The organism is Emticicia fontis (assembly GCF_054779675.1).
Genome location: NZ_BAAGXU010000051.1, coordinates 175,321 through 196,530, shown reverse-complemented (window position 1 = coordinate 196,530; position 21,210 = coordinate 175,321). Strand labels below are relative to the sequence as shown.

The window sequence follows — 21,210 nt, the reverse complement described above, 5'->3', positions numbered from 1 at the left end:
ATGGTAGTTAAACGACATTAAACAGTAAGAGAAACTCAACGAGCCGCTAATAATCTCTTCCTTTCCAAACGAGTTTGGTAGGCAAAAAATAACTCACCAATTGCAAAAACCAGAAGGCATACATATAAAGGGTATATGCCGGAATATATCTAAACAGACGTAGTTGCCCCAATCGGGCACAGATTCGGTAGCCAACAAGTGCATTAATCAATAAACTAAGCCCAATAATGAGCAAAGGAATTCTCCAGAAGAAAAAACTGATAGCTAATAAAATCGGGAGTGCAAAACCTTGTATTAAAGCAGGATAGATGAGAACAGAACCCGTAGAAAACCCTCCGGCCACCCATCTTTTTCGTTGTTCGAAATAATTGGGCGGAGGCTTAGTAACTGTCATAATTGCGGCATCGAAACCCTGTTTGAAGCCATAGCCTTTATCAATCACGGCCTTATATAAGGCATAATCTTCTACTATTGAGAATCCGATATTTTCGTAGCCGCCTACTGCCCAATAGGCTTCTTTCGTAACCATCATATTATTCCCCATTCCGGTTGAGGGAATCTGGTAATTGTTCAGCGTTTTCATCAGTTTCAGGGCAAATAACCATTCTAAAGCCTGACAAGCCTCAAACCAATGGGTGTTTTTTACCAGCGTAATGCCGACCACTACACCGTTTTTTTTATCTGAGGGCTTTTCGTTCTGTATCTCAAGCATTTTTTCAATCCAATGCGTGGGTACTTCTACATCGGCATCGGTAAAGAAATAGTATTCTCCATTGGTATGGGGGGCTAATTGCGCTAATACATTTGCTTTTCCCCGCAACCCGGCAATGGTTTTTTCAATGGTAATGAGCTGAAACATACTTTTTTCACGCTCGCTCAAATGCGTAATGAATCCCTCTATCAATTCCACAGTTTTATCAGTCGAACCATCGTTGCCGATTAAAATCTGTGTTTTTTCTTTAGGGTAACTCAGGCAGATGAGCGAGTGTAATAAATCAAGTATATTGTTTTCCTCATTGCGGGCAGCAATCAGGATACTTACCATGGGTACGTGCATCAGATTAATCCTTGATACTGGCGGCTATCTTTTTAAAATCGGCTACTAAATTTTTGTATTCCGGGGTTAAAGACCAACACAAAATCTGATAATAATAGTTTTTGGTTTCAACGTATGTGATCAGATAGGTGATTTTCACCTCTAAATTATCAGCTTCTTTGAAATTAACACTCAATTCGGTCTGATAAAATTTATTGCCATTGGCTTCAAATTCGGTTGGCTTTGACTCAACAGGGTCGTTTTCTTCTCCTTTGAGGTGTTTGATATTATCGTCGTGGAAATCTTTCAGTGAAGCAAATTTGATTCCTTTCATTTCCAGTTCTTCTTTCGAGTCGTCGATGATTACCAGATAGGCATTTTTGGCAGAGTTGATGTATTGCATCGTAGCTACATCGTTTAATGTTACGGCTTTTGTCATATAATCAGGCACCATGACATGGTAGATATGACCCGCTTTCTGTTCTGTGAATTTAGTCTGGCTGTAGGCCGTAACCATTGTTAAAATAGACAACAATGGTATTAAAACCCCTTTTGTAATTTTCATGTTAAAAGCTGTTTATGGTTTTAATTGGATTTTTTGATAAATGTTTATCCAAATGGAGGACAAAAAACATTTAAATTGTTTGAAAACGAAATTCTCTCTCAGAAAAGTATTCAAGAAACCTCGGCAAAGCAAAACTCATGTTTTTATTAGCCTTGATACTGTCATGAAAAAGTACAATCGAACCATTCTCTGTATATTTCAATGCCTTTGCTAAAACAGTGTCGGGTGAGAGGCTGGCATCGTAATCGGCTGTCAGTACATCCCACATAATAATGTCATAATCGGGCAACAAAACCCTGGTCTGGCTACGCTTAACCCGGCCATGCGGTGGTCTGAAAAGCTTTTTGCTTTTTCCGTCCCACCTTATCTGATTACTAATTTCGGCGTCACATTGTTTTACATTTGCCAGATAAACTGCGTCTTCAGTAGCCCAGCCTCTCAGATGATTGTAGGTATGATTACCGATTGTATGCCCATCTGCAATCACTTTTTTGAAGATATGGGGGTGTTTTCTGATATTGTCGCCAATGCAGAAAAAAGTGGCTTTGGCCTTGAATTGAGCTAAGGTTTCTAAAACAAACTCAGTTATTTCAGGAATCGGGCCATCGTCAAAGGTCAGATAGATATTTTTCTCCTGCTTATCTTTTCGCCAGACAAAATCAGGATATAAAGCCCGCATCAGGAAGTTTGTTTTGTGGAGGATCATTGGTGGTTTTTTGTTTTTACTGAAAGGTAAATTGTTTTTAGTCTCCAAGTGCCTGTCAGCCTAAAAAAATATCTATTGTTTTGAGCCTTTCTATATAAATATATTTGTTGGATTGGATAGACCAATGGAGACGTAATGCATTACGTCTCTACCAAATTCGATGAATTTATCTCCGCTATTTTAATTTAAAATAAGTTCTCTAAATAATGACGATTTTCTCTAAATTGCAAACAATAAAATAGCCAGCTTCCTAAGGAGTTTTAGCCCTCAAATAAACGATTGTATGAATCATTTCCTGCGTATATACCTCTTGTTTTTTCTGGTTGTGTCTGCTTCAGCACAAAACAAACCTTTCAGTAACCGCATTGCCAACTATACGATTGATGTAGCATTGGATGCTGATAAAAAAACGCTGAAAGGCAAAGAAACGTTAGTCTGGAAAAATACTTCGACGGATCATATTTCGGAATTGCAGTTCCATTTGTATCTGAATGCCTTCAAAGATAAGAATTCTACCTTTATGAAGGAATCGGGCGGACAATTGCGTGGTGATGTGATTGATGCCTCGAAGGCAATGAATCTGGGTTCGATAGCGATCGAGTCTATGCAGCTGAGAAATGGAGAAAGCCTGACGAACAAGATTGAATTTATTCAGACTGACGACCTGAATGAGAAAGACAAGACGGTTATCAGAGTACCACTCAGCAAATCTTTGGCTCCAAACGAAAGCATTACGCTTGATATAAATTTCAAAGCCAAATTGCCTAAGATATTCGCCCGTACAGGTTTTGCCGATAATTATTTTCTGGTAGGACAATGGTTTCCGAAAATTGGAGTGTATGAGCCTGCGGGGATGCGCTATGCCAAAACCGGACAATGGAACTGCCATCAGTTTCATGCCAATACAGAGTTTTATGCCGATTTTGGAAACTACAAAGTCAGCATGACTGTACCGAAAGATTTCCAGTTGGCTGCCACAGGTATTTTTCAGAATGAAGCCCCACACGATAATGGTACGAAAACTATTACCTATATGGCAGAAGATGTACATGATTTTGCCTGGACAGCATCGCCTCGATTCGTTATCAGCGAGCGCCAATGGAAACACGTGAAGATAAAAGCCGTAATGCAGCCGGAACATTCAGGTTCTACCGAGCGATACTTTCAGGCTGCTATCACAGCTTTGACCTATTTCGAAAAAAATCTGGGTAAATACCCCCATACAGTTTTAAGTCTGATTGACCCACCGATGAATGGCGCAGGCTCAGGCGGAATGGAATATCCGACTTTTATTACTTGTGGTACGAGTTGGGGTTTACCTAAAGGGATGAGATTTGCAGAACTCGTAACGGTACATGAGTTTGGGCATCAGTATTTTCAGGGAATGCTGGCTTCGAATGAGTTTGAGGAGTCGTTTTTAGATGAGGGTTTTAACCAATATTACGAGGGCAGAATCATGGATGAAAACTATGAGCCGGGTTCTCAGATGAATTTTATCGGTTTCACGATAAATGATATGGAGACCTCCAGAATCAGCTATGTAACCATGAAAGACCCAAAAATTACCCAGGTTTTCAGGAATGCCTGGCAATATCCAAAGGGTACTTATAGTGTCATGACCTATACCAAAACGGCTACTTGGTTGAAGACACTTGAAAATATGATAGGCCGAAGCACAATGGACGAGGTGATGCAAACCTATTTTATCCGCTGGCGTTTCAAGCACCCATGTGTACGGGATTTTATTGACGTAGCAAATGAGATAATACCTAGACGCACAGGCAATCGTTTCGGAACGGATATGAACTGGTATTTTGATCAGGTTCTCTATAAGTCTCCTGCGCCTGTGCTGGATTATGCTTTGAAATCTGTTGAGAATGTAGAAAAAGACGGTAAAATATCAGGACAGTTCACCGTAGAGCGTCTGGGTGATATGATATTGCCTACTGAAATTTTAGTGCAATTTGCTGATGGTAAACAAGAATTAATCCCCTGGAATGGAGAAGCCGATAAAGCAAAGACTTATACATTCGATAAAGCCATCAGTACAGTAAAAGTAGATCCACAAAACAAACTCTTATTAGATTTAAATTTTAATAATAATAGCAAAGCTGTAGACCCATCTATGCTCGTATTCAGAAAATACACCATGAAAATCATGTTCTGGATACAAAATATGATGCAATGGATGGCAGGGCTGGCGTAAAGAATTGAGTGATTTGGTGAATGTGTGATTGAGTGATTAAGTGCAAATCGTGAATGGCGAATTAATGAATGAATAAGTAAATCAATCAATAATTAGTCAAAATTATTCGCTAATTAACCATTCACTAATTCGCTATTAACTAATCACTCAATCACTAACTCACTCATTCACTCAATAGACTATGTCAAACATCAGCTTAATTATAGAAGAGCGCCCTCGTGATATTGGAAATTTTATGGTAGGTCGCTTATTGCCTTTTACGCGCAAGCGTGCGGTGGGGCCTTTTGTTTTTCTTGACCATATGGGGCCTGTATGTCTGAGCGACCACCAGAATATGGATATTCCGCCGCACCCACATATCGGACTTTCGACGCTGACTTATCTATTTGAGGGAAGTGTGATGCACCGCGATAGCCTGGGTGTAGAAATGGAAATCAAACCCGGACAGGTGAACTGGATGACGGCTGGCAAGGGTATTGTACACTCTGAACGTACGCCTGATTATCTGCGGACATCTGATAAAATGATGCATGGCCTGCAAATCTGGGTAGCTATGCCCAAAGAACTGGAAGATAGTGCGCCTTCTTTTTACCATGCTTCAGAAGAGGATATACCTACCTGGGAGAACGATGGGGTATCTTATAAACTCATTGCCGGAACTGCTTTTGGGTATAAGTCTCCGGTGCCTGTGTATAGCCAATTGTTTTTGCTAGAAATCAAAGGCACAGAGGAAAGAACCATTAAAATAGGGCATGAATTATTTGGCGAAGTAGCGATTTATATTCTGGAAGGAAGCATTGAAAACGAGGGAATCAGCTATGAGCCTAAGCGGATTTTAGTGGCTAAACAAGATGAGCTTTGTGAGTTTACCTTGAAAGAAAATACGACTATCTATATATTTGGCGGAGAGCCATTTCCGGAAGAGCGGTTTATTTACTGGAATTTTGTGTCAAGCAATAAAGAGAAGATAGAAGAAGCCAAGATTAAATGGCAGGAACAAACTTTTCCGAAGATTCCGGGAGAAACAGAATTTGTACCATTACCAAGCTAATTTTAATGAATAATCTAAAAGTATCAACCGCACAATTTGAAAACAAGAGCGGAGATAAAGCCTACAACTTATCTGTGATGGACAAACTGGCCGGAAAAGCCGCTCAGGAAGGCTCGCAAGTGATTGCTTTTCATGAATGTGCGCTTACGGGCTATACCTTTGCCATGCCTTTTACAAAAGAGCAAATGCTGGATATAGCCGAGTTAATTCCTGACGGTGAAAGTATTCAGGAACTGATTGCTATTGCTAAAAAGCACGATATTGTGGTATTGGCAGGGCTTTTCGAGAAAGATAAAGACGATAATTTATTCAAAGCTTACGTTTGTGTAGATAAGAATGGATTGGTGGCTAAATACCGCAAACTGCACCCTTTCATTAATAAACATCTGACACCGGGCAATGAATATTGCGTATTCGAAATTCATGGTTGGAAATGCGGTATCCTGATTTGTTATGATAATAATGTGATTGAAAACGTAAGGGCTACTACGCTTTTGGGGGCTGATATTATTTTTATGCCGCACGTCACGATGTGCACGCCATCAACCCGTCCGGGTGCAGGCTTTGTTGACCCTGAACTCTGGGAAAACCGGGAGGCAGACCCAACCTCCTTGCGTCTGGAATTTGAGGGGATGAAGGGTAGGGGATGGCTCATGAAATGGTTGCCTGCCAGAGCCTATGACAATGCCATTTATGCTATTTTCACAAACCCGATTGGAATGGATGCCGACCAGTTGAAAAACGGTTGCGCCATGATTGTTGACCCTTTTGGTGATGTGATAGCCGAATGCAGAACACTAGGAGACGATTTCGTAACAGCAACGCTCACTCCTGAAAAACTGACTCAGGCAGGTGGTTATCGCTATAAGAAAGCCCGCCGACCAGATTTATACAGAGATATTATCGGGCAGGAACATACCTCAGAACAAAAGGTAGTCTGGTTAGATATGGATAAATAATGTTATAACTCATTCCGAAGCGCCAACGATGCACATTCATGATAAAGAGGTAGTGTATGTTTCAGCCCCGACTAATTTAGGGCTTAAACCTATGCCTTATGCTGATAAAGATGGGCCAGGCGCAAGAAAAGCCCCTGCTGTTTTTGAGCATTTTTCTTTTAAAGAACGGCTGTATATTTCTCAGGCCTACACCATTAATCCGCCGGCTTATACAGGTGTGGTGGATACAAAAACAGGTATCAGAAATCTGCCTGAATTGATTGCATATAGTAAACAGTATGCAGAGGTAATCAAAGAAATCATAACTAAAAACCAATTCCCGATTGTGATTGGGGGTGATTGCAGTATTCTGATTGGTAGTATGCTGGCACTCAAACAAGCAGGCAATTATGGATTGGTACATATCGATGGACATACCGATTATGCCATTGCCAGAATCAGTTCGTCAACCGGTGGTGCTGCTGGGATGGATCTGGCGATTGTAACAGGTGTTGGAGATGAGGCCATTACGAATATTGATAATCAGCAGCCTTATGTAGCAGAAGCTAATACGGCTCAGTTTGCCAATCGTTGTTATGATAAAACCTTTAATGGTAATTTCTATCATTCGGCTATTTTTAATGCCGATTTACCAGATTTGCGTGAGAAAGGGATTATCAAAACGGCTACTGAATTTATAGAGAAACTAAAAATAAACCAAGTAGAAGGCATTTGGCTTCATGTGGATGCCGATGTATTAGACAGCGAAGTGATGCCAGCTGTTGATTCTCCGCAAGAAGATGGGTTGTCTTATGACGAACTGAGAACCTTATTAAAGACCTTTATCAAATCAGGGCTCGTAGTAGGTTTTCAGTTAACCATTTACGACCCTGACCTGGATGCTGATAAAAGTGTCGGCAAGCGACTAGTTGATGAATTAGTAGAAGTATTTCAACAGGTTTAAGCTTCCAGCATAGCCACAAATTCTGTTTCTGAAATCATTTTTACATTTAGTTTTTTTGCTTTTTCTATTTTAGAAGAACCCGGTTTGTCACCTACAATGAGGTAATCCAGTTTGCCTGATACACCACTTACTACCTTTCCACCGTTGGCTTCAATTTTTGTTTCCAATGCCTCACGTTCAAAGTTTTCGAATGTTCCGGTATATAGGAATGTCTTGCCTGTGAGCGCATCGCCTTCTATTTCTTTAACTTCGTTCTGGGCGGTTAGTTGTAAGCCGGCTGCTCTCAATCGTTCAATAAACTGTTGGTTATCTTCATTCTGGAAATATTCCTGTACACTCAGGGCTATTTTATCTCCTATTTCAGGGGCAGTTCTAAGCTCTTCGTAGGAAGCATTTTTAATAGCATCAATATTCTTGAAGAAACTTGCTAGCTTTTCAGCGACTGTTGCACCTACATAGCGGATACCAATGGCAAAAAGCACTTGCTTAAACGGCATTTCTTTCGATTTCTCAATTCCATCCAGAATATTCTGCACCGTTTTTTCTTTGAAACCTATCTTCTTGACTTTGCCTGTTTCTTTATCTTCAATTACCTTTTCAAGGCCGAACAATTGTTCGTAAGTCAGTTTATATAAATCAGAGGCATCAATTACCAGACCTTTTTCATAAAGCAACTCAATCTTACCTTCGCCCAGACTATCAATATTCATGGCCTTGCGGTGGATAAAATGCTCTATTCTTCCCCTGATTTGTGGCGGGCAACCTTTTTCATTAGGGCAATAATGGTTGGCTTCTCCTTCTTTTCTGTATAATTCTGCACCGCATTCCGGGCATTTGGTAGGATATTCAATTTTTTGTGTATCAAACATCCCCCTTCTCGAAAGGTCAACGGCTGTCACTTTTGGAATAATCTCTCCACCTTTTTCTACAAAAACCGTATCGCCGATTCTTAAATCTAATCGCTCGATTTCGTTGGCATTGTGTAATGATGCGCGTTTTACAGTAGTGCCTGATAAATGAATACCCTTATGGTTGAGTTTTTCATTATCCAGTTCAGCCACCGGAGTAATGGCACCCGTGCGACCTACCTGATAGGTAACCCCACGCAGAATAGCAGGTTTTGATTCTGCCTTGTATTTATAGGCAATCGCCCAGCGCGGGCTCTTGGCTGTATAGCCTAGTTCTTCTCTTTGGGCAAAAGAATTGAGTTTGATTACAATACCATCGGTAGCCAGTGGCAAAGAATAGCGTTTCTCTTCCCATTCCTTAATATAAGCCATTATCTCGGCTATATCGGCGCATTTTTTCCAGGTTTGCGATACATTGAAACCCAGTTTTTTCAAGGCCACAAGACTTTCTTCATGTGTCGCAAAAATCTCTTGGTCAGCCAGAAACTGATAGACATAAGCATCCAGCCCCCTGCGTGCTACTTCTTTAGAATCCTGTAATTTGAATGTACCCGAAGCCGCATTTCGTGGATTGGCATAGCTTTCTTCTCCTGCTTCTTCGGCCTCTTTATTCATTTTTTCAAATGAGGCAAAAGGTAAGAAACCTTCACCACGTACCTCAAAAACAGGTGGTAGTGAGATATTTTCCTTACTTTTTACACGTAAAGGCAGGCTTCTTAGGGTCTTTACGTTTGTTGTAATATCATCACCTCTTACACCATCCCCTCTGGTTACTCCTCTCACAAAAATCCCGTTCTCGAATGTCATGGATAAAGAGATTCCATCAAATTTCTGCTCACATACATATTCATAAGCCTCACCGTTGAGTCCTTTCCTTACACGCTCATCAAAATCAATTAATTCCTGCTCGCTATAGGTATTGGCCAACGATAGCATCGGGTAGCGGTGGGCTACATTAGCAAAGTTTTTAGTAATGCCTCCGCCTACCCTGTGAGTAGGAGAGTCAGGTTGTTTTAAATCCGGATGTTCGGTTTCAAGGCTTTCTAATTCTTTCAGTAGCAAGTCAAACTCCTGATCTGAAATCTCCGAAACACTATCTATATAATAGCGTTCATTGTAATAGTTCAGTTTTTCGGTCAGTTCAATAATTCTATCAGCCGGGTTCATGTTGTATGTGGGTATTTGGTAGAGAACTTGTTTAATAGTATTTTAAAATAACAAAGCGGACGCCGCGCGGCAAATGACATTTTTCAAGTGCAAACTAATTAGGATTCAGCAAATAAGAGCTCCTGAATCTTTGTCTAATCGGGCCTTCGATTGTGCGACGTCCGCTCCGCTCAGGCACCGATTTGAGAGACCTTTGATTTTAGCCCCTAGCCCGGTGCCTGAGCGGAGTCGAAGGCCGTGCGATAGGCTATTTTTGCGCAGATTCTATGACAAAATCTGACTAATGTCTAAGAACGCTTATTTTTTGAAACTTAATAAATCTGCACGAGCATAAAAATTATTCTGTGTAGCCCGTTATTGGCATTTTTGAATAAGGTTTGATTAATCAATCAAATTTAGAAGAAATATTTAAGGAAATGGAAGTGACGGTGAATAAAACTTATGGCTGTTGCCGTCTAAGATAGCAAAGTGGACGCTGTGCGGGTAGTTTTGATATGTTATGATGTGCTAAGAACTCAGTCCGGCTTACTATGAACTTATTTAACATTAATTTTATCAATAAGATGGCTTGTAGCGTTGGTCGAAAATATTAATAGCTATCTATAAAGAATAATTTTTATGCTCGTGCAGACTTTCGTCTGCACTTGAATGATGTCATTTCCGTTGTTATTTTAGACGGAGACGGAGGACCGTTGCAGGCGCTGGTACTCATAGAACAAAATTAAACAAGCGTATACCAAACAAACTTGTTTAAACTTCTTCCCTCAACAGTATGATTTTATCAAAAATCTCCGAAACACTTTGAAAACACAATCTAAAGCCGGAAATTTATGGAGAGTCGAGTCTTGAAGAATTATTCACCATTGGCCGTCCGCGACTAGCCGTCCGCATACCAACTGTTATCATGAAGGAAGAAAAGCATACAAAGGCAAGAAGCTTAACTGAGTACATATCAGGCACTAAAGCAGCCTCAGAAAAGGTAGACGCTACGGTGAATACCTTTTTGAACTGAGAGTCTTTGAAAGTACTAGCCGCCAAAGCGGGATTGAAAAAAGTGCCCCTTATGGTAGGAACTTTTTTATTCAGTGAAAAGGGTTGACAATAATTTTCATGCCCCACTTTCACCGACATAAAGGGCAATCCGTATCTTTGCACGATTTTTAAGTATTCCCAATGATTAATGACACACAGGAAACAATAAAAAAAATCTACCATAACAGGGTTCGGATACGGGTATGTGGTATTTGTATAAAAGATGAGCAGGTGCTGATGGCTTGCCATAAAGGGGTGATTAATGACAAAGACGTATGGCTGCCACCTGGTGGAGGAATGGAAGTAGGTGAAACTATTGTAGAAACGCTGACAAGAGAATTTCTGGAAGAAACAGGGTTTCATATAAAAGTCGGAAGTTTTTTATATAAGCATGAGTTTATTCATGTACCCATACATGCCATCGAATTGTATTTCAGCGTGCAGATTGTTTCAGGAGAATTAATGAAGGGAACAGACCCGGAGTTAAATCAGGAGGTGCAATTAATAAAAGATGTGAAATGGATTCCTGTTAAAAACAAGGATTTCTTCACGGAAGATGTATATTTAGCGATTAATTCTTAGGAAATCGTTTGAATTTTATTAAAATTGTCAGATAAAGGACAATTGTTCAGGAACAACCAAATCCAACCAGACACTTGGAGGCCACAGTTAAACATATTACACCAAGCTTTGAAATAAAAGATGATCGCTTTGATGTTGGTCAGATAGCGGATAGCCATTTGATGATTGAAGTAGGTCATGATCGTTTTCGTTTTGCCGTTTATAATTCTATTCATAACGTAATTATGTGGCTGGAAGATTACCACGTATTTTCGTTGTTGACACATAATCACCTGCTGAGTACGGTAAAAAGTATCTATCAGGGGCATCCGTTTTTGTCTGCCAATTATTGGAAAACTATCCGGCTCACAGTGAATGCAAGTCATTTCACGTTAATTCCTGAAGAATATTATCAGCCTGATGAAGTGGTAAAATACCTTAATTTTGCAGCAGGCAAGAACCTGACCGAACAGGAGCAGATATTTGAGTTCAAGCATACGCATTTTAGTATTATAAATATATTTAGTGTAGAGAAGGAACTGGTAAACTGGATAAGAGAGATGTACCCAGCCAAGAAGATAACGCCTGTTCCAGTAATCAGTACCTTGATTGAGGGGATTGTAAAAGACAAAACCAATCATGGGCTACACCTGTACTTTGAGGAAAATTTTGTGTCTTTGATTTATTTTCAGGACGATAAACTGCATTTCTGCAACCGTTTTCAATACCGAACAGCACCAGATATGGTATACCATGTCTTATTTATTATGAACGAGCTAGGGCTTGACACAGAAATGCCTGTTATTTTCTATGGTGAAATTACGTCTTTCTCAGAGGGATATATTTTATTGAGCAAGACATTGAAAAATATTGAATTTGCCTCGAATCCTACTAAAATAAGATTCAGTCAGTACTTTGAGCAAATTCCCGAACACCGCTATTATACGCTTTTCTGTTCTTATTATCTGTATTAGTACAACAAAACGAGTATTTATCTGATTAACCCGATACCCATTTCATGAAAAAGATAGCTTTTTTCCCTGGTTCGTTTGACCCTTTCACGAAAGGCCATGCAGATATTGTTAAACGTGGTTTAAAGCTTTTTGATGAAGTGATTATCGGCATTGGTACCAATACACAGAAAAATCGCTATTTCCCGCTTGATCTGATGACGCTGAAAATTAAAGAGGCTTTTCATGAGGCAGATAATATCAGCATTATATCTTATGATGGTCTGACCGCCAGCATAGCCCAGAAATATGGCGCTCAGTTCTTGCTGAGGGGCTTAAGAAATACGACAGACTTTGAGTACGAGAACACTATATCGCAGGTAAACAGGCATCTTATAGAAGATTTAGAGACTGTTTTCCTGATTACGTCTCCTGAATTAGCGCCTATCAGTTCGACTATTGTCAGAGAGTTGCATAAGTTTGGCGCTAAAGTAAACGATTATTTGCCCTACGATCTGGAATAAAATGCAGGCAAGATGCGTTTTTAGTTCTAAGCTGAAAATGCTAATTTTGTAGATTCATTTTTAAATCAGGCGTAATGATACGTCCCACTCACAATGAAAAAAATACTTCTTGTTCTTACTCTGGTCTCTTTTGTTTTTGCCTGTAAAGACAAAAAAGAAGAGCCCGTTAATGCTTCGGCCAAAATTCTTACGGCTAATTTCTGGAAATTAGACCGTTTTACTGACCCTAATGGCAAAACATTGTCTCAAAACGAGGTCGGTTCTCAGGCACAGGCTATTTTTTCTTTTGATTTTGAGTTTCGCGCAGATAATGTGACCCGCGGCCGTGACCGTGCTTCAAGACAGATTGTGAATGCCGGTACATGGTATCTGAAAAACGAAGATAAAGTATTGGATATTCAGATTACGGGATTTGGCGGAGACTTTAAAATCCTTGAATTATCGAATAATAAACTCATTTTACAGGCCGAAAACAATAAGTTTATTTCAGCATCGAGTACAATCAATTTAGAATTAGTGCCTGCTTTATAAGATTGCTTTTCTATCAGCTATTTTCTACAACATACACCAGTGAATTTCTTTTCTGAACCTATTATTACCAGGGCTACGGTTTTGTTGACCGATAGTCGTTTTGTCTCTCAGCCGCAGCAAAGCATCTTTTTTGCCATTAAAGGCGAACGCCACGATGGGCATAATTTTATTGAAGAACTCTATGAAAAAGGCGTTCGGGAGTTTGTGGTCGAGAAAAAAGCAGCTAAGCCAGACCTGAACGAGCGTTTTCCGGAGGCGAAATTCTGGTTGGTAGAAAATGGTATCAGAGCTTTACAGAATCTGGCAGCTGAGCACCGGAAGAGGTTCAATATTCCTGTCATTGGTATTACCGGAAGCAATGGGAAAACCATTGTAAAAGAATGGTTGAGTGCTTTATTGGCGAAAGATTATACCATTATTAAAAGCCCCCGTAGCTATAACTCACAAATAGGCGTTGGTTTATCAGTATGGCAACTGAATGAGAGCCATACGCTGGGTATTTTTGAAGCGGGGATTTCAAAATCGGGTGAAATGGAAAATCTTGAACCTATCATTAGCCCTACAATTGGTATTTTTACTAATATAGGTTCAGCACATGATGAGGGTTTCAGAAGTCGCAAGCAAAAGGTAACCGAGAAATTGCGTCTGTTCCGCAAAAGTAAGACTTTGATTTACTGCAAGGATTATGAGGAGATTGACGAAGAAATCAAGCTTTTATTGAAAGCCGTAAATCCGAAAATTGAATTGATTGGCTGGTCTAAAAGTCAGGAAAGTCCAATAAACGTGACTTTTACCAAAGCTGCTACCTATACCACTTTGGCCATTAATTGGGATGCTGAGGAATATGAATTCAGAATTCCGTTTACAGATGATGCCTCTATCGAAAATGCGACACATTGCGTTTTTGCCAAACTTTTATTGAACCCCAAAGGACAGGATTTAAGCATAACGGCAGAAGCCCTGATGGCATTGAAACCAATAGCGATGCGTCTGGAATTGAAGCAGGGAATTAATGATTGTTACCTGATTGATGATACTTATAATAATGATTACGCTGGGTTGAATATGGCTCTGAATTTTATGAGTCAGCATCATGCTAAAAAATATAAAGTATTAATAATCAGTGATTTGTTGCAGTCTGGTTTGAAAGAAACTGAATTGTACAGAAGCATTGCTGATTTGGTAAAAGGCAAGGAAATTGACCAGTTGATTGGTATCGGTGAAGATATTTCAAGAAATGCAAAGTTTTTTGATGAGAATGCCACCTTCTTTAAATCAACCGAAGATTTTCTGGAAGAGTATCCTATCAATCAATTGCATGATAGCCTGATATTGGTAAAAGGGGCAAGAAAGTTTGCTTTCGAGAAAATTGTTGATAAGCTGATTCAGAAGGTACACGGAACAATATTTGAGATTAATCTGGATGCCTTAACCCACAATCTCAATTTTTATCGGGGCAAAATAGGTAGCAATACCAAAATCATGGTGATGGTAAAAGCCTATGCCTATGGCAGTGGCAGTGCAGAAGTAGCCAGTTTATTAGAATACCATCGGGTAAATTATCTGGGCGTTGCCTATCCTGATGAAGGCGTGGTTCTTCGTCAAAGCGGTATTAAATTGCCAATTATGGTGCTTAATTCTCAGCCTGAGACTTTCAGCAAACTGGTTGAGTATGACTTAGAGCCTGAGATTTATAGCTTTCAGATATTCAAGCGTTTTCAGGATTTCATCAAGTCTTTTCCTGATTCTACTTTCCAAATTCATATTAAGTTAGATACAGGTATGCACCGTCTGGGTTTTGAAGAGCAGGATATTGAGAAACTGATAGAGGCATTAAAGCAGAATCCAAACATCAAAATTGCTTCTATATTCAGCCATCTGGTAGGTGCAGATGAAAGCGAGCATAACGATTTCTCGAAGTCTCAGATAGAGCGTTTCAAGCGAATGTCTGATAAGATTATTCAGGCCTTGCCAAAAGGAGAAGCTCCTCTTCGCCACATCTGCAATTCAGCCGGAATCATCCGTTTTCCAGAAGCGAAGTTTGATATGGTAAGGCTGGGAATCGGGCTTTATGGAGTTGAAGCAACGGGAACAGAACAGAGGTCTTTGCAAACAGTTGGAACACTAAAAACGATTATTTCACAGATAAAACACCTGAAAAAAGGCGAAACCATCGGGTATAGCCGCAAAGGAGTTTTAGAGAAAGATTCGCGCATTGCTACGATTGCTATTGGTTATGCTGATGGTTTCGACAGAGGCTTTAGCAAAGGAGTAGGTTCTGTATTGGTGAATGGGGTTAAGTGCCCGGTGATTGGCAATGTATGTATGGATATGACAATGGTAGATGTAACGGAAGCCAAATGTGAAGAAGGAGATGAAGTGATTATTTTCGGTAAATATCTGCCGATTCATGAACTGGCGGCCTCCATCGGCACTATTCCTTACGAAATCCTGACAGGAGTAAGTGAACGGGTAAAACGTGTGTTTTATAAGGAATAATTGGATATTTTGTGAAACAGTCGAAGTCGTAACTATATTTGTGAAACCAAACATTCAAACCTAAGTGAAAAAAGTATCTTTATTAGTAACCGCAACTTTCATTTTCTTCACAGCCTTTCGTAGCGAAGATTTAAAACCTTATACCGAACATATTCCAGGATTAGGACACGGACTTGACATGGTACCCATTCCCGCAGGAGAGTTTACGATGGGTAGTGCAGCCGATGAAAAAAATCGTAAAGACGATGAAGGCCCACAACACAAAGTAAAAATTGATGCTTTCTGGATGGCTAAATTCGAGACCTCCTGGGAGATGTACGAAACATTTTTCAATAAAGAATTAGAAGTAAGTGATGATAAAAATACAGCCGAAGTAAAAGGCAGAGTAGATGTAGTGGCTCGCCCGACACAGCCTTATGTAGAGATGTCGTTCGGACAAGGCAAAGAAAGTGGTTTTCCGGTATGTAATGTAACACAATTTGCTGCAAGAGCATTCTGCAAATGGTTATATGCTAAAACTGGTCATTTTTATCGTTTGCCGACAGAAGCAGAGTGGGAATATGCCGCTCGTGCAGGCTCTAATACAACATTCTATTTTGGTAATGATGCCTCGCAATTGAAAGATTATGCATGGTTTTACGATAATTCGGATGGGGCGTATAAAAAATCAGGGCAGAAAAAACCAAATGCCTGGGGATTATACGATATGTATGGCAACGTAGCAGAATGGACTTCTGATTTATATGTTGCTGATTTTTATGGCAAACCAGAGGCAGGTAATAATCCTTATATAAAACCATCAAAACATTATCCGCACGTGATTCGTGGAGGGCATTGGGATGATGATGCTGATAAATTACGTAGTGCGGCTCGTCGTACGTCAACTCCTGACTTGAAACAACGTGATCCACAGATTCCAAAATCTGACTGGTGGTTGACAGATGCGCCTTTCTTAGGTTTCAGAGTAGTAAGACCATTGAAAGAACCATCAAAAGAAGAAATTGAAGCGTATTTCTCACGCCCTCCGAAAGATATTCCTTGATAGATAATGGTGAATTTGCAAATGGCGGATTAGTGAATAATAAAAACAATTCACTAATCCGCCATCTACCATTTTTATCTCTCCACTACATAATTCAATTCAATTACTCCTGAAGCAAATTGTGTGGTATTCAATAGTTTCAGTTTTGTTTTGTCGTTATTATCCACAAATAGCGGAATGCCTTGTCCAAGAATAGTTGGGTTAAGAAACAGCCAATAACCGTCAATTAAGCCTTGCTCAATCAATGCATGGGTGGCTGTTGGGCTACCAAAAACCAGAATGTCTTCACCGGGTTGTTGCTTTATTTCATTGATTTTGTCTGCAAGGTTCTCATTAATAACGGTTGTATTAGTCAAATCCGATTCGTTCAGTGTTTTTGATAAAACGATTTTGTGCGCTTTGTTATACCATTTTGAATGGTCAATATCGTGCTTGCTCGCATCTGGTTCGTCTCCTGCGGTTGGCCAGTAGCCTTCCATCATTTCATAAGTTACTCGCCCATATAAGGCAGAATCGCTTTGGCTTATTCGCTTACCAACATGATCAAACAATTCTTCATCAACTTTAGCCCAGTTGAGTTCTCCGTTCGGACCTGCCACAAAACCGTCAAGCGATATGTGCATAAATGAAATGATTTTTCTCATAGAATTACTATTTTTGTTGTATATGATTTATTTCTGCTCTCTACACTAATCACTAATTCTTCATTCACTATTATCTACGCCAACGCTACATCCTTCCGCTTCAATATCAAAGCACTTATCAATGTTACGACTAATCCAACAGGTAAAATCTCCATATAGGTCATTAACATAACACCTATGGGAGTTTTATAGAATTTAACAGATTTTTCTACCATGTCGATTTTCTCCTGAATCTCCGCTGCACTTGCGCCACTGTCTTTTGCTTCCTGTATTACATGGGTAGAATACTTCGCCATAAAATCAGGCACAAAGAAATAGTAATCAACCATCCAGACAACCACATACATGGTAGAGGCAATGAGTGTAATAAAGAGACCGACTTTGAAAGCCTTTCCGAAAGAAATACTTCCGTTACTGTACTTGTCGCGATAAGTTTTAATACCCACAAAAACGAGCGAAAATGCCAGAAGCATGGCGGCATAGCCAATTACTATACTGCCATCAAAATTGCCAGAAGAGTAGCAATAGCCAATAGAACAAACCATGAACGTGGAGATAATAACCCCGGCTATTAGCCCACAAATAAGAACGATTCTTTGCATGAGATTTTGATTAGTTTATGGCACAAAACTGGAATCTTCTACTCAATTTTTACTCATACTTTCGGGTGATTTTACAATAAAGTAACAAATTTCATACGAAAGGGTGAGTCGCTTTATGGTATCAGGCTCAGTCTTTTGGCTTTTTCAACTGCCTGTGTTCTACGCTTCACATCCAGTTTCTCAAAAACCTTTGAACTATGCGTTTTGATGGTATTAAGCGACACAAATAACTGTGCTGCAATTTCCTGATTACTCAAACCTGTGGCCATTAATTCTAATACTTCCAACTCTCTTTTGCTTAATCCTAATTCATTAAGCGTTACTTCGTCCAATTTAAATGCATCACTGTTTTCAACGGGATAAACTTTTTCTACTATCTGCTCTACTACCTGAATCTGTACTTTGGGTCTGGTTAATTTAAGCGCAAGCCATATACCCAAGCCAGTAAAAATCAAGGCAATGGCGCCAATATACATTTCAAGAGCATGATTGAAAACAATGAAACGTAACTCAAGCCATCTCATTATAAACATGAGAATAGCCAGAGAAATACCGTATAGAATTACATGTTTGTGTCTTATCAGGAAATTGGGCATCAAAAATATCTTCCGATTTTAGGGTGTTCAACAATTGTTTTTTTCAGTTTTAGATTCTCTATACTGCCTTGTAGGGAATAAACTATCTTCCCACCCGGTTCAACTAATAGGGTATAAGGCAATGCGCCATTCCATTTAGGGTCTATGGCTTCTATGAGTTTATAGATGTCGCTCTCACTGAAAATGTAGTTCTTTACGCCTGAATGTTTACTTTGCAGAAATTTGAGCGCTTTATTTTTCTTGTCCATTTTATCAGCTGATAATGATACAAATTCAAAATCACGGGCACCATACATGCGTTGCAATTCCAGAAAATCAGGGTATTCTAATATACAAGGACCACACCAGGTAGCCCATACATTTATCAGACGCAATTTATCCGAATCATTACTTACCAGTTTTTTCACGCCTTCTGTATTCAGTTCTTCAAGAGTCACAGGTTTCGATTCCCAATTCTTTAGAACTTTATCTTTGTATTCAGTATGCCAACCCCATTTTATCGAGCAGCCAAAAGTCTTGGTTGTTGGAGTAGTTACTTCTTTGCCTGCCAAAGTTGCATCAATGGCTGCTCTTAAATCTTCGGCATTGGCTTGTCCTGGTTTTTCAATATTGTCTAGTCTGCCATTATATTTCAATATTCTCTGGCTATCGAATACAAAGGCATGGGGTGTAGCAACCGGACCATATTTGATAGAAGTGCTTTCGGTATCGCCGTCATATAAATAAGGGAAATTAAAGCCTTTATCTTTGGCTCTGATGACCATATTCTCATAATCATCATTCAAATCAGTATAGCCTAGTTCTTCAAATACGACAGACGGTGGACTGTTCGGCATTATTGCCACTACCGAAACACCTTTACTCTTATAATCTGTCACAATTGCTTTTATGCGGTCTTCGTAAGCTTGTGCGGTAGGGCAGTGGGTGCAGGTAAAAACAATGACTAATACTTTGGCAGAAGCGAAATCTTTTAACGAATAGTACTTACCGGTAGTAGACGGTAATTTAAAATCAGGCGCCTTTGAACCTATGGCTAAAGTAGGGGTAGGTTGGCTGGGAACGACCTGTGGTTTGGGTACAAATTTAGTCTGTGCAAAAGACACAGCACTGGTAAATACCAGTAAGATGGCAATAAATGTTTTCATAGATGTAATAGTAGATAGGTAGAATTGATAACCAAAATTACCGATAATTTAGGTGGTTTTCAAAATTATTGAGAGGGAGATATTCACTTTTTCTATTAAAAAATGGTTATAATTTCGAGAAATGCCCTAAATTTGTTTTCTTAAATATTTCAACTCGTATAACCTCACAAATACATGAACTCAAACTTTTCTCGCCGAGATTTTGTAAAGGCTTCTGCGGTCGTAGCAGGTGGTCTATCGGTAACAAGCCTACCTTTTCAATCTGCCGCTAATTCATCTGTTGACGATACCATCAAAGTTGCTTTGATTGGTTGTGGTGGCCGTGGCACAGGTGCTGCTATGCAAGCGCTTTCTGTGAAAGAAAATGTAAAATTAGTAGCCATGGCTGACGCTTTCCGCGACAGAGTTGACTCTTGTTACAAAAATCTTACTACTGAAAAAGAAAATGGCAAAGGTGTAAAAGGCCGTGTTGATGTTTCTGAAGACCGTAAATTCGTTGGTTTCGATGGCTACAAACAAGCAATCGCTCTAGCTGACGTTGTAATCCTGACAACCCCTCCGGGCTTCCGTCCAATCCATTTTGAAGAAGCAGTTCGTCAAGGAAAACACGTATTTATGGAAAAACCAGTAGCTACAGATGCTCCGGGTATCCGTCGTGTATTAGCTGCTGCTGAAGAATCTAAAAAGAAAAATTTGAAAGTAGTAGTTGGTTTACAACGCCACTATCAAAAATCATATCTTGAAACTTATAAAAAAGTTATCGATGAAGGTGTAATCGGTGATATCGTTGCAGCTCGTTGTTACTGGAATAACGATGGTGTTTGGGTAAACGAACGTCAGGCAGGACAAACTGAAATGGAATACCAAATGCGTAACTGGTACTATTTCAACTGGCTTTGCGGCGACCATATCAACGAACAACACATTCATAATATCGACGTTATCAACTGGTTTAAAGGCGGTGCTCCGGTAGAAGCAGTTGCCATGGGTGGACGTCAGGTAAGAACTGATAAAAAATTCGGTGAAATCTATGACCACCATGCAGTAGAATTCAAATATGCTGATGGTATGGTACTTTCAAGCTATTGCCGTCACCAACCGGGCACAGTTTCTGACGTATCAGAACACTTGGTTGGTACGAAAGGCCGTGCTACCGAAGGTAAAATATTCGATTTGAAAGGTAATAGCATCTGGAGACACAAAGGTGAAGGTGATAAAAACCCTTACCAAGTTGAGCATGATGTATTGTTTGATTGCATCGTAAACAACAAACCTATCAATGATGCTGAAAGAGGGGCACATAGCACCTTGACATCTATTATGGGCCGTATGGCAAGTTATTCGGGTAAACGTGTGAAATGGGAAGATGCCTTGAACTCTGAAATCAACATAATGCCAGACAAATACACCTGGGATACATTGCCAAAAACTTTACCTGATAAAGATGGCTGGTACCAGATCCCGATGCCGGGTAAAACCAAAGCTGTTTAATCTCATAGATTATAATAGTTGAGCATAGTCTGTAAATCGGTATCAGAGCAAT

Annotated in this window: 20 protein-coding genes; 11 read left to right on the top strand and 9 right to left on the bottom strand. The window is 39.8% G+C overall.

What is annotated here, in order from left to right; translation table 11 throughout:
• Positions 1-46 precede the first annotated feature (46 nt).
• The 3 genes from ACYVFA_RS21850 to ACYVFA_RS21840 form a co-directional block, all read right to left on the bottom strand.
• Positions 47-1,057, bottom strand: a complete 1,011-nt coding sequence (locus ACYVFA_RS21850; RefSeq protein WP_460473994.1) for a glycosyltransferase family protein — start codon at positions 1,055-1,057, stop codon at positions 47-49.
• Between the two features lie 4 nt (positions 1,058-1,061).
• Positions 1,062-1,601, bottom strand: a complete 540-nt coding sequence (locus ACYVFA_RS21845) for a hypothetical protein (protein WP_460473993.1) — start codon at positions 1,599-1,601, stop codon at positions 1,062-1,064.
• A gap of 70 nt (positions 1,602-1,671) precedes the next feature.
• Positions 1,672-2,307: a polysaccharide deacetylase family protein gene (locus ACYVFA_RS21840; protein WP_460473992.1), complete on the bottom strand. Its 636-nt coding sequence runs from the start codon at positions 2,305-2,307 to the stop codon at positions 1,672-1,674.
• Positions 2,308-2,590: 283 nt separating this feature from the next.
• Here ACYVFA_RS21840 and ACYVFA_RS21835 point away from each other — a divergent pair, with 283 nt between their 5' ends.
• From ACYVFA_RS21835 to ACYVFA_RS21820, 4 genes are all read left to right on the top strand, one after another.
• Positions 2,591-4,513 (top strand): M1 family metallopeptidase, encoded by a 1,923-nt coding sequence (locus ACYVFA_RS21835; protein WP_460473991.1) that lies wholly within the window; start codon positions 2,591-2,593, stop codon positions 4,511-4,513.
• Between the two features lie 181 nt (positions 4,514-4,694).
• Entirely contained in the window at positions 4,695-5,564 is an 870-nt protein-coding gene (locus tag ACYVFA_RS21830; protein ID WP_460473990.1) for a pirin family protein, read from the top strand.
• 5 nt (positions 5,565-5,569) lie between these two features.
• Entirely contained in the window at positions 5,570-6,523 is a 954-nt protein-coding gene (locus ACYVFA_RS21825) for a nitrilase family protein (protein WP_460473989.1), read from the top strand.
• Positions 6,524-6,551: 28 nt separating this feature from the next.
• Positions 6,552-7,466 (top strand): arginase family protein, encoded by a 915-nt coding sequence (locus tag ACYVFA_RS21820; protein ID WP_460473988.1) that lies wholly within the window; start codon positions 6,552-6,554, stop codon positions 7,464-7,466.
• On the opposite strand, the gene ligA is transcribed toward ACYVFA_RS21820, so the two are convergent.
• Together ligA and ACYVFA_RS21810 are read right to left on the bottom strand one after the other, a co-directional pair.
• Positions 7,463-9,541: an NAD-dependent DNA ligase LigA gene (gene ligA / locus ACYVFA_RS21815; protein WP_460473987.1), complete on the bottom strand. Its 2,079-nt coding sequence runs from the start codon at positions 9,539-9,541 to the stop codon at positions 7,463-7,465. The two genes, ACYVFA_RS21820 and ligA, sit on opposite strands and share 4 nt — an antisense overlap.
• Positions 9,542-10,369: 828 nt before the next feature.
• Complete coding sequence (locus ACYVFA_RS21810; protein WP_460473986.1) at positions 10,370-10,696, bottom strand: hypothetical protein; 327 nt, start codon at positions 10,694-10,696, stop codon at positions 10,370-10,372.
• An 18-nt stretch (positions 10,697-10,714) separates the two neighbouring features.
• Here ACYVFA_RS21810 and ACYVFA_RS21805 point away from each other — a divergent pair, with 18 nt between their 5' ends.
• The 6 genes from ACYVFA_RS21805 to ACYVFA_RS21780 all read left to right on the top strand — a co-directional run bounded on the left by ACYVFA_RS21805 (position 10,715) and on the right by ACYVFA_RS21780 (position 16,680).
• Positions 10,715-11,155 carry an NUDIX hydrolase gene (locus ACYVFA_RS21805; protein WP_460473985.1) on the top strand — a complete coding sequence of 147 codons (441 nt, stop codon included), beginning with the start codon at positions 10,715-10,717 and terminating at the stop codon, positions 11,153-11,155.
• Between the two features lie 74 nt (positions 11,156-11,229).
• Positions 11,230-12,108 carry a DUF3822 family protein gene (locus tag ACYVFA_RS21800; protein ID WP_460473984.1) on the top strand — a complete coding sequence of 293 codons (879 nt, stop codon included), beginning with the start codon at positions 11,230-11,232 and terminating at the stop codon, positions 12,106-12,108.
• A gap of 44 nt (positions 12,109-12,152) precedes the next feature.
• Complete coding sequence (gene coaD / locus ACYVFA_RS21795) at positions 12,153-12,608, top strand: pantetheine-phosphate adenylyltransferase (protein ID WP_460473983.1); 456 nt, start codon at positions 12,153-12,155, stop codon at positions 12,606-12,608.
• 93 nt (positions 12,609-12,701) lie between these two features.
• Positions 12,702-13,139, top strand: coding sequence for a hypothetical protein (locus ACYVFA_RS21790; protein WP_460473982.1), 438 nt, complete (start codon positions 12,702-12,704; stop codon positions 13,137-13,139).
• Between the two features lie 39 nt (positions 13,140-13,178).
• On the top strand, positions 13,179-15,638 hold the full coding sequence (locus ACYVFA_RS21785; RefSeq protein ID WP_460473981.1) for a bifunctional UDP-N-acetylmuramoyl-tripeptide:D-alanyl-D-alanine ligase/alanine racemase: 2,460 nt from the start codon (positions 13,179-13,181) through the stop codon (positions 15,636-15,638).
• A gap of 64 nt (positions 15,639-15,702) precedes the next feature.
• Complete coding sequence (locus tag ACYVFA_RS21780; protein ID WP_460473980.1) at positions 15,703-16,680, top strand: formylglycine-generating enzyme family protein; 978 nt, start codon at positions 15,703-15,705, stop codon at positions 16,678-16,680.
• A gap of 74 nt (positions 16,681-16,754) precedes the next feature.
• Here the strand turns inward: ACYVFA_RS21780 and ACYVFA_RS21775 are convergent, their stop codons facing one another.
• The 4 genes from ACYVFA_RS21775 to ACYVFA_RS21760 form a co-directional block, all read right to left on the bottom strand.
• Positions 16,755-17,324: a dihydrofolate reductase family protein gene (locus ACYVFA_RS21775; protein ID WP_460473979.1), complete on the bottom strand. Its 570-nt coding sequence runs from the start codon at positions 17,322-17,324 to the stop codon at positions 16,755-16,757.
• Between the two features lie 74 nt (positions 17,325-17,398).
• Positions 17,399-17,926: a DUF4199 domain-containing protein gene (locus ACYVFA_RS21770; protein WP_460473978.1), complete on the bottom strand. Its 528-nt coding sequence runs from the start codon at positions 17,924-17,926 to the stop codon at positions 17,399-17,401.
• Between the two features lie 113 nt (positions 17,927-18,039).
• Positions 18,040-18,450 carry a response regulator transcription factor gene (locus tag ACYVFA_RS21765; protein ID WP_460473977.1) on the bottom strand — a complete coding sequence of 137 codons (411 nt, stop codon included), beginning with the start codon at positions 18,448-18,450 and terminating at the stop codon, positions 18,040-18,042.
• A gap of 71 nt (positions 18,451-18,521) precedes the next feature.
• Entirely contained in the window at positions 18,522-19,667 is a 1,146-nt protein-coding gene (locus ACYVFA_RS21760) for a redoxin family protein (protein WP_460473976.1), read from the bottom strand.
• A 174-nt stretch (positions 19,668-19,841) separates the two neighbouring features.
• Between ACYVFA_RS21760 and ACYVFA_RS21755 the strand changes: the two genes are divergently transcribed.
• Positions 19,842-21,158 (top strand): Gfo/Idh/MocA family oxidoreductase, encoded by a 1,317-nt coding sequence (locus ACYVFA_RS21755; RefSeq protein ID WP_460473975.1) that lies wholly within the window; start codon positions 19,842-19,844, stop codon positions 21,156-21,158.
• Positions 21,159-21,210 lie beyond the last annotated feature (52 nt).

Coding starts and splice junctions, on each gene's coding strand:
- ACYVFA_RS21850 (WP_460473994.1), bottom strand. CDS start 1,057: ATGCACGTACCCATGGTAAGTATCCTGATTGCTGCCCGCAATGAGGAA.
- ACYVFA_RS21845 (WP_460473993.1), bottom strand. CDS start 1,601: ATGAAAATTACAAAAGGGGTTTTAATACCATTGTTGTCTATTTTAACA.
- ACYVFA_RS21840 (WP_460473992.1), bottom strand. CDS start 2,307: ATGATCCTCCACAAAACAAACTTCCTGATGCGGGCTTTATATCCTGAT.
- ACYVFA_RS21835 (WP_460473991.1), top strand. CDS start 2,591: ATGAATCATTTCCTGCGTATATACCTCTTGTTTTTTCTGGTTGTGTCT.
- ACYVFA_RS21830 (WP_460473990.1), top strand. CDS start 4,695: ATGTCAAACATCAGCTTAATTATAGAAGAGCGCCCTCGTGATATTGGA.
- ACYVFA_RS21825 (WP_460473989.1), top strand. CDS start 5,570: ATGAATAATCTAAAAGTATCAACCGCACAATTTGAAAACAAGAGCGGA.
- ACYVFA_RS21820 (WP_460473988.1), top strand. CDS start 6,552: ATGCACATTCATGATAAAGAGGTAGTGTATGTTTCAGCCCCGACTAAT.
- ligA (WP_460473987.1), bottom strand. CDS start 9,541: ATGAACCCGGCTGATAGAATTATTGAACTGACCGAAAAACTGAACTAT.
- ACYVFA_RS21805 (WP_460473985.1), top strand. CDS start 10,715: ATGATTAATGACACACAGGAAACAATAAAAAAAATCTACCATAACAGG.
- coaD (WP_460473983.1), top strand. CDS start 12,153: ATGAAAAAGATAGCTTTTTTCCCTGGTTCGTTTGACCCTTTCACGAAA.
- ACYVFA_RS21790 (WP_460473982.1), top strand. CDS start 12,702: ATGAAAAAAATACTTCTTGTTCTTACTCTGGTCTCTTTTGTTTTTGCC.
- ACYVFA_RS21775 (WP_460473979.1), bottom strand. CDS start 17,324: ATGAGAAAAATCATTTCATTTATGCACATATCGCTTGACGGTTTTGTG.
- ACYVFA_RS21770 (WP_460473978.1), bottom strand. CDS start 17,926: ATGCAAAGAATCGTTCTTATTTGTGGGCTAATAGCCGGGGTTATTATC.
- ACYVFA_RS21765 (WP_460473977.1), bottom strand. CDS start 18,450: ATGAGATGGCTTGAGTTACGTTTCATTGTTTTCAATCATGCTCTTGAA.
- ACYVFA_RS21760 (WP_460473976.1), bottom strand. CDS start 19,667: ATGAAAACATTTATTGCCATCTTACTGGTATTTACCAGTGCTGTGTCT.
- ACYVFA_RS21755 (WP_460473975.1), top strand. CDS start 19,842: ATGAACTCAAACTTTTCTCGCCGAGATTTTGTAAAGGCTTCTGCGGTC.